Genomic DNA, 14,469 nt, shown 5'->3' on the forward strand with positions numbered 1-14,469 from the left:
AGGCATGACGATGTCGCGAACCAAATCGGGGATTGACCCCGAGATTATCCGGGAACTCGCCAATCTCCTGACGGAGACGGATCTCACCGAAATCGAGGTGCAGCAGGCCGACCTGCGCATCCGGGTGGCGCGGCAGATCAATGTGACGGCAACCGTGCCGGTCAGCGCGCCGGCCGTCGCCGTCGCTGCTCCGGCTGCTGTTGCAGCCGCTCCGGCCGCTGCCGATCCAGCCAATCATCCCGGCGTCTTGAAATCGCCGATGGTGGGCACCGCCTATCTCGGCGCCGCACCAGGCGCCAAAGCCTTCGTCGAGATCGGCAGCAAGGTCAACCAGGGCGACCGCGTGCTGATCGTCGAGGCGATGAAGACCTTCAACGACATCATCGCGCCGCGTTCGGGAACGGTGAGCGCGCTGTTCATCGAGGACAAGCAGCCGGTCGAATATGGCCAGCCTCTGATGATCATCGAGTGACGTGAATGTTTGACAAGATCCTGATCGCGAACCGCGGTGAGATCGCCCTGCGCGTGCTGCGCGCCTGCAAGGAGCTCGGCATCAAGACGGTGGCTGTCCATTCCACCGCCGATGCCGATGCCATGCACGTCAAGCTGGCGGACGAAAGCGTATGCATCGGCCCGCCGCCGGCTCGCGAAAGCTATCTCAACATTCCCGCTCTGATCGCGGCTTGCGAGATCACCGGCGCCGAGGCCGTGCATCCGGGCTATGGCTTCCTGTCGGAAAACGCCCGCTTCGCCGACATCCTCGATCAGCACAACATCGCCTTCATCGGCCCCAAAGCGGAGCATATCCGCATGATGGGCGACAAGATCGAGGCCAAGCGCACTGCCAAGCGCCTCGGCATTCCCTGCGTGCCCGGCTCGGATGGCGGCGTCACCAATGACACCGATGCTGCCCGCATCGCCGAGGAGATCGGCTATCCGGTGCTGGTCAAGGCCGCTGCCGGCGGCGGTGGCCGCGGCATGAAGGTGGCTCTGACGGCGGAAGACCTGCCCGATGCTCTCGCCACCGCCCGCGCGGAAGCGCTGGCCGCCTTTGGCGACGATGCGGTCTATCTGGAGAAATATCTGCAGAAGCCTCGCCATATCGAATTGCAGGTGCTCGGCGACGGCCAGGGCCACGCCATCCATCTGGGCGAACGCGATTGCTCTCTGCAGCGTCGCCACCAGAAGGTGTGGGAGGAGGGCCCCTCGCCGGCCCTCAACGCTGCCCAGCGCAACAAGATCGGTGATATCGTCGCCAAGGCGATGATCGAGCTCGGCTATGTCGGCGCCGGCACCATCGAGTTCCTCTATGAAAATGGCGAGTTCTATTTCATCGAGATGAACACGCGCATCCAGGTGGAACATCCGGTCACCGAGATGATCACCGGCATCGATCTGGTCAACGAGCAGATCAAGATCGCGGCTGGCTCGCCGCTGTCGATCAAGCAGTCGGACGTGCAGATCGAAGGCCATGCCATCGAATGCCGCATCAATGCCGAGAATGCCGCGACCTTCCGGCCTTCGCCCGGCACGATCAGCTATTTTCATCCGCCGGGTGGCCTTGGCGTGCGCGTCGATTCGGCCGTCTACCAGGGCTACAAGATCCCGCCCTATTACGATTCGCTGATCGGCAAGCTGATCGTGCACGGCCGCACGCGCACCGAATGCCTGATGCGCCTGCGCCGAGCCATCGACGAATTCGTGGTCGATGGCGTGGAGACCACCCTGCCACTGTTCCGCACTCTGGTGCGCAACGCGGATATCCAGAACGGTCTCTACGACATTCACTGGCTCGAGAAATTCCTCGAAGCCGGCGGCATGAGCGACAGCGCCTAGGCGGCTCTGCCATGTCGGGCGCCGAGCTCAATCTGGAGATCACGCCGCAGGTCCTGCTCAAGGCCTATGCCTGCGGCATCTTCCCGATGGCCGAAAGCGCCGACGATCCCGGCCTCTACTGGGTCGAGCCGGAATTTCGCGGCATCATCCCGCTCGACGGGCTGGTGATCTCCCATCGTCTCGCCCGTACCATCCGCTCCGATCGTTTCGATATCGTGGTCGATCATGATTTCGAGGCGGTGATCGAGGGCTGCGCCCGATCCGGACCGGGACGCCGCACCACCTGGATCAACTCGTCGATCCGTCGGCTCTATGGCGAGTTGTTCCGATTGGGCCATTGCCACACCGTCGAGGCCTATCGCAATGGCCGGCTGGTCGGCGGCCTCTACGGCGTCGATCTCGGCGGCGCCTTCTTCGGCGAAAGCATGTTCCATCTGGAGAGCGACGCATCCAAGGTGGCCCTGGCCCATCTGGTGGCACGGCTGCGCCATGGCGGCTACCAGCTGCTCGACACCCAATTCGTCACCGATCATCTGATGAGTCTGGGCGCCATCGAGTTGCCGCGCACGCTCTATCATCGTTTGCTGGACGACGCCCTGGCCGAAGATGGCGATTTTCTTGCGTGGCCCAAGCGCGAAGCCCGGTCGGGCGCGGACATCCTGGCCGCCCTTGCCGACTGAGCCAGCCGGTCAGGAAGAGCTTGTCGGAAGCTGGCAACATAGGCGACGGCGCCAGTTCTGCCTCCCTCCCCCTCGACAAAGCGGTGCAGAGGCAGCGAAAGACCGTCCGCTTAATCCTGCGGTGCGTTGGGATCCACCGGCTGGTCGAAGAAATCGGTGTTGCCGTCACCGGTCTCGGGCGGCGGAGCGACATCCGGCTCGGGCGCCGCGGCCTGTCCCTTCTTGCCCTTGGCGGGCTTGGTGCCCGGCTGCGCCGTGACGACGGGCGGAGGCGGCGGATCGCTGGTCTTGCCGCCCTTGCAGTCCTTGAGCCAGACGTCATAGACAGGATGTTCGACGCCATTGAGGCCCGGGCTGGACGCGAACATCCAGCCATTGAACAGGCGCTCGACCTTCTTGCTGAGGGTCAGTTCGTCGATCTCGACGAAACTCGTGGTTTGCGGATCTTCGCTGGCCGAGCGGCTGTAGCACACGCGCGGCGTCACGCTGAGCGCGCCGAACTTCACCGTCTGTCCAACCGGCGCCTCGAAGGTGCTGATTTCACCGGAGATCTTGTCGAGGCCGGTGAACACCGCGGTGGGATTGGCGATGCGTTCGGCCCGGGCGGCGGTGCTGCCCAGGATCAAACCGAGGCAGGCCACGCTTGCCATGGCAAGGCAGCGCGAGCGGCCGGTCGGGGGAAAGAAGGCAAGCGGACGCAAAAGCAAATGGATCCGTATCTGGACGAGTCGAGAAGCGATAGCGCCCCATCGGGGCAAAAAGACGGCCACTGACATGGCCGCGCCCCGGCCATGCGGTGCGTCAGTCTCCCGGCGACCAGGCCTGGTAATCGCCGGTCGCCGACTGGCGATGGCCATGGGAGAGCATCGAGCCTTTCGGATGATAAGCGTTCACCGTACCGGTCTGGTTCGGGCGATGCGGCTTTTGCCATTCGCGCGGCTTGTATTCGGTCTCGCTCGGCGGGGTGTCGATCTGATGGTGCATCCAGCCCCACCAGCCCGGCGGAATCGCCGTGGCCTCGGCATAGCCATTGTACTGCACCCAGCGACGCTGCACGCCGATGGTCGGATCCACGGCGCCGCCCTTGGTGCGGTAATAGACATTGCCGAACTCGTCCTCGCCCACGCGCTCGCCCTTCCGCGAGGTCCAGAAGCGGGTTCCGATCGTGGAGCCGTTCCACCACGTGAAGATCTGCAGGAGCGTTTTCATCGAGGGCTGCCGTTTCGTATTCCGTTGCAAGTCTTATGGCCAAGCGCGACGGGGATGTCCACCATTGCGCATAGCCTCATCGGTGATTTCTAACGCAAAGCGCCTGCCGACGGCCCTAGAGCCGCGCAATCGCCTGCGCGATCAGGTCGAAATAGCCCTCGGCATCGATGCCCCCCAGGACGAAGGCATTCTTCGGACGGTCGGTGACACCCCACCAGTCGATCACCGTCATGCCCTGGGTGAGCTGAGATTCAGTCTCGATCTCGACATTGCAGGAACGGCCGGTGAAGAGTTCGGGCTTGAGCAACCAGGCGATCACGCAAGGATCATGCAGCGGTCCGCCTTCCGAGCCATATTTCTGCACGTCGAAGCGCTCGAAGAAATCGAGCCAACCCACCGCGGCATCGGAAACTTTGGTACCGATCTTCCGGATCCTGTCGACGCGCGGGCGCGTGGTGAGCGCCTTGTGCGTCACATCGAGCGGCGCCATGGTGATCGGAACCCCGGAGGCGAAAACCGCTTTGGCGGCATGGGGATCGACAAAAATGTTGAACTCGGCTGCCGGCGTCATGTTGCCGCCCTCGAAGCAACCGCCCCCCATCAGCACGATTTCCTTGATGCGCGGGACAATGCGCGGCTCGCGCAGGAGCGCCAGCGCGATATTGGTGAGAGGACCGAGCGGGCACAGCGTGATGGTGCCGGAGGGGCGCGTCATCAGGGTTTCGACGATGAAGTCGACACCATGGCGCGGGCTGATCGGCATGGTGGGCTCGGGCAGGTCCGCGCCATCGAGGCCCGTCTTGCCATGCACATGTTCCGCGGTGACGAGCGGACGCAGCAGCGGCCGGTCCGCGCCGGCGCACACCGTGATGTCCGATCGCCCCGCTAGTTCGCAGACCACGCGCGCGTTTCGGCTCGTCAGGGCCAGCGGCACATTGCCCGCCACCGTGGTGATGCCCAGCACCTCGAGCTCGGGACTTCCCAGCGCCAGCAGCAGCGCCAGGGCGTCATCCTGGCCGGGATCGGTGTCGATGATGATGGAGCGGGACATGGCTGACTCGGGAGCATTGAAGAAGGCGGGACCATGGACCGGCGGCAGCCGGCACGCAAGGCGCCGCAGCCGCACGCTCGTCGCCGGTTTCAGGCCGGTGGCGCCTGGCCGGCGGCATCGAGCTTCTCCTCCAGCCGCTTGACCAGCTGCATCAGCTCCGCGACCTGGGTCTCGCGCAGGAAGTCGATCTTCTCGTGCAGCAGTTCGATCTCCAGTTCCGCCTTGGTATTGACGTCATAGTCATGCGTGGCAGCGGCGCGATCGATGGCAGCTTGCCGGTTCTGGCTCATCATGATGAAGGGAGCGGCATAGGCTGCCTGGAACGACAGCGCCAGATTGAGCAGGATGAAGGGATAGGGATCCCAGTGCTGCATGAAGACGACGACATTGAGCACCACCCAGGCCGCGAGCACGGCCGATTGCACGATGATGAAGGGCCAGCTTCCCATGGTTGCGGCGACGGCATCGGCGATGCGGGCTCCGGCGGGCAAGGCGGCCGGATCCGGCCGCCGATGGGCACGTCGCTCCTGGCGCAATCGATGCAGGAGCGTGCGTTCCTCGTCATGGAGTTGATGGGCTTTGGCGATGAGGCTCATCTTCCCGTTCTTTCCGACTCTGCTTGCGGGAATGGAATGCTACAAGCTTCTGTGCGTGGACGCAGGATCTTGTCGGGCATGATTCCATGCCATGGCACGAGAACGTCGCGATTCGGGACTGTCGAGCAGGAGGCTATGCCATGGCGGGCGAACCCCACCGCATCGTGGTCGTCGGGGCGGGCTTCGGAGGGCTGGAGGCCATCCACCATCTCAAAGGCGCGCCCGTCGAGATCACCCTGGTGGACCGGCGCAACCACCATATCTTCCAGCCCCTGCTCTATCAGGTCGCCACCGCCTCGCTATCCACCTCCGAGATCGCCTGGCCGATTCGCCATCTCATGCGCGGCCGGCCGGAGGTGACCACGCTGCTCGGCGAAGTCACCGGCATCGACGCATCGGCGCGCCAGGTGCTCCTGAAGGACGGGGCGCGGCTTGCCTACGACACGCTCATCCTGGCGACGGGCGCCCGCCATGCCTATTTTGGACATGACGAATGGGAGCCTCACGCCCCCGGCCTGAAGGCGATCGAGGACGCCACCACCATTCGCCGACGCATCCTTCTTGCCTTCGAGAAGGCGGAACGCGAAACGGACCCCGAGGTGCAGGACGCCTTGCTCACCTTCGTGATCGTCGGCGCCGGACCGACCGGCGTGGAGCTTGCCGGCACCATCGCCGAACTGGCGCGCGACACGCTGGCTCCGGATTTTCGCCGCATCGACACCCATAAGGCACGGGTCGTGCTGGTGGAGGCAGGCCCTCGCGTGCTCGCGGGCTATCCCGACGATCTGTCGGACTACACGAAACAATCGCTCGAAAGCCTTGGTGTCGAGGTGGTTCTCGGCGCCGCAGTCACCGAATGCACGGCCGACGGCGTCGTCTATGGCGGCAAGCTGCTGCCAGCGCGCACCATCGTCTGGGCCGCGGGCGTGCGCGCTTCCCCGGCCGCCGAATGGCTCGGCGTCCCGGCGGACCGCAACGGCCGAATCATCGTCGAGCCGAACCTGACCGTGCCCGGTCATCCCGAGATCTTCGCCATCGGCGACACCATCAGCCTTGCCGGGCCCAACGGCAAGCCGGTCCCCGGCATCGCCCCGGCTGCCAAGCAGGCTGGTGTCTATGTCGCCCGTGTGATTCGAGCGCGCCTGGCGGATGCCCCCGCCCCGCCCCCTTTCCACTACAAGCATCAGGGCAGCCTGGCGCAGATCGGCAAGAAGCGCGCAGTGATCGATTTCGGCTGGATCAAGCTGCGTGGCGCGCTCGCCTGGTGGATCTGGGGCATCGCCCACATCTATTTCCTGATCAGCGTGCGCTCCCGCCTCAGCGTCGCCCTGAGCTGGCTGTGGATCCACACCCGCAACCAGCGCAGCGCCCGCCTGATCACGCAGGGTGGCGACGAGGACGATTCGCACGCTCAAAAGGTGTGAGGGAATCACGGCGCCCTCGATTCGCCCCTTCCGGCTCCTCACGCTTGCCCTTACGGCAAGCCTTCAGCGACCTCTCCACAAGGGCTTGTGTGCCATTTTGGGTCATCCACCGGGGATGGTAAATGAAACATGACCGGAACATGGCAATTCAAAGACAGGTTGAAGGCGGCAATTTTGCCAGGGATTCCGGAACCTTGAGGGCTCCCGCTCAAGCTTGTCCCCGATTTCCACAGCCTCTACTATATGTAGATAGCCGCTCATTTTGCCGGCACTAAATCTTGACGCCCCTGCCCGCGAGTCATACCTATTGAGTCATAGTCGGAAACGTCGGCGGCGGGGGTGACCTCGCGGAATTGCGGGGCACGAGCCCCGGCATTCGAACGTTGGCAGGGCCATGTACTCACCGACAAGTAAACAGGATGTCAGACAGTTTTCGAACCGAGCCGTAACGATGGCACGGCGCGGATTTTTGCGTCTAATTTTCGGGGCAGAACGCAATGCGGATTGAACGGCTTTACACCAAGAAGGGGCAGTCCCCCTACGCGTCCATCGCGTTCCGGACGGCGACGAGCGAGATCCGGAACCCGGATGGCTCGATCGTCTTCCGGCTGGAAGGCATCGCCGTGCCGGAGGCCTGGAGCCAGGTCGCCGCCGACATTCTGGCGCAGAAATATTTCCGCAAGGCGGGCGTGCCCGCCCGCACCAAGCGCGTGGAAGAAAACGCCGTGCCGTCCTGGCTCTGGCGCACCATCCCCGACAAGAAGGCTCTGGCCGCCCTCCCCGAGGCCGAGCGCACTGTTGGCGAGACGGATTCACGCCAAGTCTTCGATCGCCTCGCCGGCACCTGGACCTATTGGGGCTGGAAGGGTGGCTATTTCGATAGCGAGGACGATGCCCAGGCCTTCTTCGACGAGCACCGCTACATGCTCGCCATGCAGATGGTCGCGCCCAATTCGCCGCAATGGTTCAACACCGGCCTGCATTGGGCCTATGGCATCGACGGCCCCGGCCAGGGCCATTTCTATGTCGACTACAAGACCGGCAAGCTGACCTCCTCGACCTCGGCCTACGAGCATCCCCAGCCGCATGCCTGCTTCATCCAGTCGGTTGCCGACGACCTCGTCAACGAGGGCGGCATCATGGATTTGTGGGTGCGCGAGGCGCGCCTGTTCAAATATGGTTCGGGCACCGGCTCCAACTTCTCGGCCCTGCGCAGCGAGGGCGAGAGGCTGTCGGGCGGCGGTCGCTCTTCCGGCCTGATGTCCTTCCTGAAGATCGGCGATCGCGCCGCCGGCGCCATCAAGTCGGGCGGCACCACCCGCCGTGCGGCCAAGATGGTGGTGGTCGATGCCGACCATCCCGACATCGAGACCTATATCGACTGGAAGGTGCGCGAAGAACAGAAGGTCGCCGCGCTCGTCACCGGTTCCAAGATCGTGCAGAAGCACCTCAAGGCGGTGATGCGCGCCTGCGTGCAGTGCGAAGGCCCGGGCGAAGATTGCTTCGACCCCGAGCGCAACCCGGCCCTCAAGCGTGAGATCAAGGCTGCCCGCCGCGCCTTGGTGTCCGACAACTACATCAAGCGCGTCATCCAGTTCGCCAAGCAGGGCTACAAGGACATCGCCTTCGACACCTATGACACCGATTGGGATTCGGAGGCCTATCTCACCGTCTCCGGCCAGAATTCCAACAATTCGGTGCGCGTGGACGATGACTTCCTCAATGCTGTCGAGAAGGATGGCGACTGGGAGCTGAAGGCCCGCATCACCGGCAAGACGGTGAAGACGCTGAAGGCGCGCGACCTGTGGGAGAAGATCGGCCACGCCGCCTGGGCTTCCGCCGATCCCGGCATCCAGTTCCACACCACCATCAATGACTGGCACACCTGCTCGGTCTCGGGGCCGATCCGCGCCTCCAATCCGTGCTCGGAATACATGTTCCTCGACGACACGGCCTGCAACCTGGCTTCGCTGAACCTCCTGCAGTTCCGCAACGCCGACGGCACTTTCAACCTGGCGTCCTACGAACATGCCGTCCGCCTGTGGACGATCGTGCTCGAAATCTCGGTGATGATGGCGCAGTTCCCGTCCAAGGCGATCGCGGAACTGTCCTATCGCTACCGCACGCTGGGCCTGGGCTATGCCAATATCGGCGGCCTCCTGATGACCTCCGGCATCCCCTATGATTCCGATGCCGGTCGCGCACTCGGCGGTGCCTTCTCGGCGATCATGACCGGCGTTGCCTATGCGACCTCGGCCGAGATGGCCAAGGAACTCGGCTCCTTCCCCGGTTTCGAGCCGAACCGCGAAGCCATGCTGCGCGTGATCCGCAACCATCGCCGCGCCGCTCACGGCGAGAGCGGCGGCTATGAGGCGCTGTCCACCGCGCCCGTCGCCCTCGACCACGCCTCCCTTGCCGCGCTCGGTGACAATGGCAAGGCCATTGTCGAACACGCCAAGGCCGCCTGGGACAACGCGCTCGCCCTTGGCGAGGCCCATGGCTACCGCAACGCCCAGGCAACCGTGATCGCGCCGACCGGCACGATCGGCCTGGTGATGGATTGCGACACCACCGGCATCGAGCCCGATTTCGCTCTGGTGAAGTTCAAGAAGCTGGCCGGCGGCGGCTACTTCAAGATCATCAACCGCGCCGTGCCTGCGGCCTTGCGTACCCTCGGCTATTCGGAAGCGGACATCGCCGAGATCGAGGCCTATGCCGTCGGCCATGCCTCGCTGCGCCAGGCACCGGCGATCAACCACACCTCGCTGGCCGCCAAGGGCTTCACCGAGGAGAAGCTTGCCGTGGTCGAGAAGGCCCTCGCTTCGGCCTTCGACATCAAGTTCGTCTTCAACAAGTGGACGCTGGGCGAGGACTTCATCACCGGCAAGCTCGGCGTGCCGGCCGAGAAGCTCAACGAGCCGTCCTTCGACCTCCTCGTCCATCTCGGCTTCGCCAAGGCGGATATCGAGAAGGCCAACATCCATGTCTGCGGCGCCATGACCCTCGAAGGCGCGCCGCATCTTAGGGACGAGCACCTGCCGGTGTTCGATTGCGCCAATCCCTGCGGTCGCCTCGGCAAACGCTTCCTCTCGGTCGAAAGCCACATCCGCATGATGGCGGCGGCGCAGCCCTTCATCTCGGGCGCGATCTCCAAGACCATCAACATGCCCAACGACGCCACGGTCGAGGACTGCAAGGCCTCCTACATGCTGTCCTGGCGCCTGGCGCTGAAGGCCAACGCCCTCTATCGCGACGGCTCCAAGCTCTCCCAGCCACTGAACTCGCAGCTTCTGGCCGACGAGGACGAGGCCGATGCGGTGGAGGAACATCTCGAGCGTCCGGTGCCCGCCCGCGCGGCCCAGGTCGCCGAGAAGATCGTCGAGCGCATCATCGAGCGGGTGGAAGTGGCGCGCGAGCGCGAGAAGATGCCCGATCGTCGCAAGGGCTACACCCAGAAGGCGGTGGTGGGCGGCCACAAGATCTATCTGCGTACCGGCGAATATGACGATGGTCGCCTCGGCGAGATCTTCATCGACATGCACAAGGAAGGGGCCTCCTTCCGCGCGATGATGAACAATTTCGCCATCGCCATCTCGCTCGGCCTGCAATATGGCGTGCCGCTGGAGGAATATGTCGAGGCCTTCACCTTCACGCGCTTCGAGCCCTCGGGCTTCGTGCAGGGCAACGACTCGATCAAGAACGCCACCTCCATCCTGGACTATGTATTCCGCGAGCTCGCCATTTCCTATGTCGGCCGCTACGACCTCGCCCATGTCGTGCCGGACGAGGATGGCCATGCCACGCTCGGCCGCGGTGACGGCGAGAGCAAGGCCCCGGCCCAACCGGTGACCGTGCCGGTTTCGCGCGGCCTGGTCCGCTCCAAGACCGAGCGCTTCGTGGTGATGCCGGGCGGCGCCACGGCGGCTTCGAACACGCTCGCCCCGGTCTCCAGCGATGCCCGCGGCGCCATCACGGCGTTGTCGAGCGCCGTCAACACCGGTCGCGGTGTCGTGGCGGGACCGGGAGCCCAGACTCTCGGCGCCCAGACCGTCGGCGCCACCGCGCTGAAGGAGGAGGAAGCCTTCGACCCAACAAAGACACTTCACTTTTCTAAGCCAGAGGAAACACCTCAGGCTTTGATGGCGAGCCGGCGCGCTGAGGCCAAACTGAAAGGCTACCTAGGTGATGCTTGCCCTGAGTGTGCCAACTTTACCTTAGTCCGCAATGGCACATGCCTGAAGTGTGACTCCTGCGGAAGCACGACTGGCTGCTCTTAAAACCAAGGTCGTTCCAGATGACGCGTCGAGATCACTATGCTGATTTCTATAGCCAAACAGCTCTGGAGCGATCCGCCTTGGAATTTCGAAAGCTTGCTAACAGATCACAACACGGAAATCTCAATGTAGCCGACTTCGTGGAACAACTAGCAGCCAATAGACCCTTTGGAACAAAAGGTCTATTGGTTCTAAAGGTTGATGATTTTCTAGATAGCAAAGACTACCCCGGATTTGTGCGATATTCGCCCTTTGAAATGCATATTGATCAGAGGGTCTGGCAAAAAGCAAAAAAAGGTGATGCTGAATGCAATGCAATAGTGGCACACGAACTTGCACACGCCATATTGCACGATAATGCTGATAGGAACTATTCTGACGATCCAGAAGCCAGGTTGAAGTATGCAACAAAAGAGTACTCAAGCGAATGGCAAGCCATTACTTGGTCAGATGCTCTTATATGTCCAGAATACCTGTTGGAAAAAGACTCTGCAGTCGACGTTCTGATTGAATGGCACAATATCGACAAAGATGTAGCGGCTCGCAGAGCGACCGCATTCCGGGAAAATAAAGCACGATCACACCAAAATAAATGCGTAACCTTTTGCTCTAGCTGCGGCCAACTTTCAGCGTTTAGCAATGGGATAACAAGAACATGTATGGATTGCGGCCATAGAGACCTTAATAAGTTCTAATCACGTCACCGATGGAGATTGTTATGGCAAAGAATACGGGCGACGATTATCGTCGAGGTGCGGTAACAGGTAGAACACAATTTCAGCGACCAGACGGACATTGGCAGAAGCGCGATGAACGTACCGGCGAGTTCATGCCGGTTAAGCAAGGCGACGGTCCCTATAAAGGAGTTGCCAAAGAACCGGATGGCCGCGATACAAAAAACTCCTAAACAGAGCAGACACCGTCGTTAGGAAGCCCCGGCCGCTCCCGCGGTGAAGCCGGCCTCCGAGCGGCGCAAGGAAGCCAAGCTGCGCGGCTATGAAGGCGAAGCCTGCCCACGCTGGTCCGTAACGGCACCTGCCTGAAATGCGACACCTGCGGCGGCACCACCGGCTGCAGCTGAGGATGGATGGAGAGTGTGCCACGGTGCGATGGATGTCCTTGAACATCCATCGCCGCTGAAGAAGAGGGCGTAATTTCAAAGCCTTGGGCAATTCGGATAATGCACCCGCCAAACCTGTTTGGCGGGTGCTCTTTTTGGAACAACGCCCGATTGCGGCCCTTACAACAACCGCCTGTCCTGCTCACCGCCAGCCGAGCGCAGGCGCGACCTCGGTCAAGATCGTCTCGATGACATGGGCATTGTAGGCGACGCCGAGCTGGTTGGGGACGGTGAGGAGCAGCGTATCGGCCTCGGCGATCGCTTCGTCCTGCTTGAGCTGCTCGATGAGCACCTCGGGCTCCGCGGCATAGCTGCGTCCGAAGATCGCGCGCGTCCGCTCGTCGATGAAGCCGATCTGGTCCTCTCCATCGCCTCCCCGGCCAAAATACATCCGGTCCTCGTCATTCATCAGCGCGAAGATGCTGCGGCTGACGGAGACCCGGGGCTCGCGCGCATGGCCGGCCTCCTTCCATGCCGCCCGATAGGCGCGGATCTGCTTGGCCTGCTGGATATGGAAGGCCTCGCCCGTCTCGTCGTTCTTCAGGGTCGAACTCTGCAGGTTCATGCCCAGCCTGGCGGCCCAGACCGCGGTTGCATCCGATGAGGCGCCCCACCAGATCCGCTCGCGCAAGCCTTCCGAATGCGGCTCGAGGCGCAGCAGGCCCGGCGGATTGGGAAACATCGGCCGTGGATTGGGCTGCGCGAATCCTTCTCCACGCAGCAGGTTCAGAAAGACCTCGGCATGCTGGCGGCCCATGTCGGCATCGCTCTTGCCCTCCGCGGGCTGGTAGCCGAAATAGCGCCAGCCATCGATCACCTGCTCGGGCGAGCCGCGGCTGATGCCGAGTTGCAGGCGCCCTCCTGCGATGAGATCGGCGGAACCGGCATCCTCGACCATGTAGAACGGGTTCTCGTAGCGCATGTCGATCACGGCGGTGCCGATCTCGATGCGCTTGGTCCGGGCACCGATGGCCGCCAGCAAGGGGAAAGGCGAAGCGAGCTGGCGCGCGAAGTGATGGACGCGAAAATAGGCGCCATCCGCCCCCAATTCCTCCGCCGCGACGGCCAGGTCGATCGACTGCAGCAACGTATCGGCAGCAGATCGCGTTTGCGATTGACTTGATGGTGTCCAGTGCCCGAACGAAAGAAAACCGATCTTCTTCATGCGAAATGTCTGCCTGCTGAATGCCCAGATGCGTCCGGCAGCGGGAAAAAGGGCCGGCGCGTTTCAGATATAGGGACTCCAGATCCATTTCAGCAGCCCCCTACCCGAACCGGATGACCAGTCGGAGACCCGTAACGGCAAATGGGCCTCATCAAGAAGACAGACCTCATCCGGCGATCTCGAACCGGCTTTACGCGCTGACGCTTTTTGCGATTTGGCGGAATCGCCGACAATCGCAAAGACGCGTCGAACCAAAGAGTGAGAGCAAACGGCGTTTCCGTCTGAACGCGTTTTGCTCTAACGCTCCCACCCCTGATTGAACGGGAAACGCTCCGCCCAGAGGGCCGTCAGCCGGGGATCTGCATCCACCCGGCGTATTGTCTCCGCCAGACCGGGTGCGGCCTCACAGAAGCGCCGCCGCCCGGGCGACCAGCGTGAGGCCGTTGCCACATAGAGGTCGAGAACCGATAGATCCTCGCCGAGGAGATACTTTCCCGGACGCAATTGTGCCCCCATCAATTCCCAGCAGCGGGCGATGCGGTCGAACAAACGAGCCTTGAGGCCGGTGTGGTGCTCGGCGTGGTCGAGGATGCGAGAAGGATTATCGGCGACCCAATAAAGGGCATAGATGGCCGAAGACACGAAGGTCATCCAACGCAGGAACGTCGGCCGCGCCGGCTCGGTCAATGCCGGCGCTAGAGCATCGTGCCGATATTATGAAGCATATCCTGCATCCTTGAAGTAGTTTTGACATTCGCGTGGCTCGAAGAGTTTGCAGATGTCGTGGAGGGCTTTGAACAGGGTATCGAAGGTTCGAGCTGCGGCTTTTCGCAAATGCGCCTTGAGCTTGGAGAAGGCCATTTCGATGGGGTTCAGGTCTGGCGAGTACTGCGGCAGGAACAGCATCCAGGCCCCGCGCGCCCGGATAAGGGCTTCGGCCTTTGCACTTTTGTGGACACTGAGATTGTCGAGGATAACGATGTCGCCAGGCCGCAAGGTCGGCGCCAGCTGGGTTTCGACATAGACATTGAAGGCGGCACGATCCATCGCGCCCTTGATCACCCAAGGAGCGCTCAGCCCTTGGTGACGCAGGCCCGCGATCAGGGTCTGGGTC

At 62.7% G+C, this 14,469-nt stretch carries 13 protein-coding genes and 1 pseudogene; 7 read left to right on the plus strand and 7 right to left on the minus strand.

All coding sequences use genetic code 11. The annotated features are described in order from the left end of the window. The first annotated feature begins 4 nt into the window (after positions 1 to 4). Genes accB through aat form a run of 3 tightly spaced genes read left to right on the plus strand, consistent with a single transcriptional unit; the run spans position 5 to position 2,516 of the window. Positions 5 to 472 (plus strand): acetyl-CoA carboxylase biotin carboxyl carrier protein, encoded by a 468-nt coding sequence (gene accB, locus ACTJKX_RS25005; protein WP_440726885.1) that lies wholly within the window; start codon positions 5 to 7, stop codon positions 470 to 472. Between the two features lie 5 nt (positions 473 to 477). Next, complete coding sequence (gene accC / locus ACTJKX_RS25010) at positions 478 to 1,836, plus strand: acetyl-CoA carboxylase biotin carboxylase subunit (protein WP_311935085.1); 1,359 nt, start codon at positions 478 to 480, stop codon at positions 1,834 to 1,836. Positions 1,837 to 1,847: 11 nt separating this feature from the next. After that, positions 1,848 to 2,516 carry a leucyl/phenylalanyl-tRNA--protein transferase gene (gene aat / locus ACTJKX_RS25015; protein ID WP_311935087.1) on the plus strand — a complete coding sequence of 223 codons (669 nt, stop codon included), beginning with the start codon at positions 1,848 to 1,850 and terminating at the stop codon, positions 2,514 to 2,516. Between the two features lie 266 nt (positions 2,517 to 2,782). Here the strand turns inward: aat and ACTJKX_RS25020 are convergent. From ACTJKX_RS25020 to ACTJKX_RS25035, 4 genes and pseudogenes are all read right to left on the minus strand, one after another. Beyond that, positions 2,783 to 3,235 (minus strand): annotated as a pseudogene (locus ACTJKX_RS25020) (DUF2155 domain-containing protein); the annotation flags it as partial. A gap of 82 nt (positions 3,236 to 3,317) precedes the next feature. Then, positions 3,318 to 3,725: an NADH:ubiquinone oxidoreductase subunit NDUFA12 gene (locus tag ACTJKX_RS25025; RefSeq protein WP_068296007.1), complete on the minus strand. Its 408-nt coding sequence runs from the start codon at positions 3,723 to 3,725 to the stop codon at positions 3,318 to 3,320. 115 nt (positions 3,726 to 3,840) lie between these two features. Continuing rightward, positions 3,841 to 4,776, minus strand: a complete 936-nt coding sequence (locus ACTJKX_RS25030) for a nucleoside hydrolase (protein ID WP_440726886.1) — start codon at positions 4,774 to 4,776, stop codon at positions 3,841 to 3,843. A gap of 89 nt (positions 4,777 to 4,865) precedes the next feature. Next, positions 4,866 to 5,372 carry a DUF1003 domain-containing protein gene (locus ACTJKX_RS25035; RefSeq protein WP_440726887.1) on the minus strand — a complete coding sequence of 169 codons (507 nt, stop codon included), beginning with the start codon at positions 5,370 to 5,372 and terminating at the stop codon, positions 4,866 to 4,868. Positions 5,373 to 5,512: 140 nt separating this feature from the next. On the opposite strand from ACTJKX_RS25035, the gene ACTJKX_RS25040 reads away from it, so the two are divergent. The 4 genes from ACTJKX_RS25040 to ACTJKX_RS25055 all read left to right on the plus strand — a co-directional run bounded on the left by ACTJKX_RS25040 (position 5,513) and on the right by ACTJKX_RS25055 (position 11,977). Next, on the plus strand, positions 5,513 to 6,796 hold the full coding sequence (locus tag ACTJKX_RS25040; protein ID WP_440726888.1) for an NAD(P)/FAD-dependent oxidoreductase: 1,284 nt from the start codon (positions 5,513 to 5,515) through the stop codon (positions 6,794 to 6,796). A gap of 497 nt (positions 6,797 to 7,293) precedes the next feature. Next, complete coding sequence (locus tag ACTJKX_RS25045) at positions 7,294 to 11,073, plus strand: vitamin B12-dependent ribonucleotide reductase (protein WP_440726889.1); 3,780 nt, start codon at positions 7,294 to 7,296, stop codon at positions 11,071 to 11,073. Positions 11,074 to 11,090: 17 nt separating this feature from the next. Continuing rightward, positions 11,091 to 11,765 (plus strand): hypothetical protein, encoded by a 675-nt coding sequence (locus ACTJKX_RS25050; RefSeq protein WP_440726890.1) that lies wholly within the window; start codon positions 11,091 to 11,093, stop codon positions 11,763 to 11,765. A gap of 23 nt (positions 11,766 to 11,788) precedes the next feature. Then, complete coding sequence (locus ACTJKX_RS25055; protein WP_440726891.1) at positions 11,789 to 11,977, plus strand: hypothetical protein; 189 nt, start codon at positions 11,789 to 11,791, stop codon at positions 11,975 to 11,977. Between the two features lie 355 nt (positions 11,978 to 12,332). On the opposite strand, the gene ACTJKX_RS25060 is transcribed toward ACTJKX_RS25055, so the two are convergent. The 3 genes from ACTJKX_RS25060 to ACTJKX_RS25070 all read right to left on the minus strand — a co-directional run. Then, complete coding sequence (locus ACTJKX_RS25060; RefSeq protein ID WP_440726892.1) at positions 12,333 to 13,355, minus strand: LLM class flavin-dependent oxidoreductase; 1,023 nt, start codon at positions 13,353 to 13,355, stop codon at positions 12,333 to 12,335. 297 nt (positions 13,356 to 13,652) lie between these two features. Continuing rightward, positions 13,653 to 13,997: a hypothetical protein gene (locus tag ACTJKX_RS25065; RefSeq protein ID WP_440726893.1), complete on the minus strand. Its 345-nt coding sequence runs from the start codon at positions 13,995 to 13,997 to the stop codon at positions 13,653 to 13,655. A 72-nt stretch (positions 13,998 to 14,069) separates the two neighbouring features. Next, positions 14,070 to 14,469, minus strand: a 400-nt coding sequence (locus ACTJKX_RS25070) for a transposase (RefSeq protein WP_440725774.1), incomplete at its 5' end; no start/stop codon positions are given.

The organism is Labrys sp. 22185 (assembly GCF_052045555.1).
GTDB lineage: Bacteria > Pseudomonadota > Alphaproteobacteria > Rhizobiales > Labraceae > Labrys > Labrys neptuniae.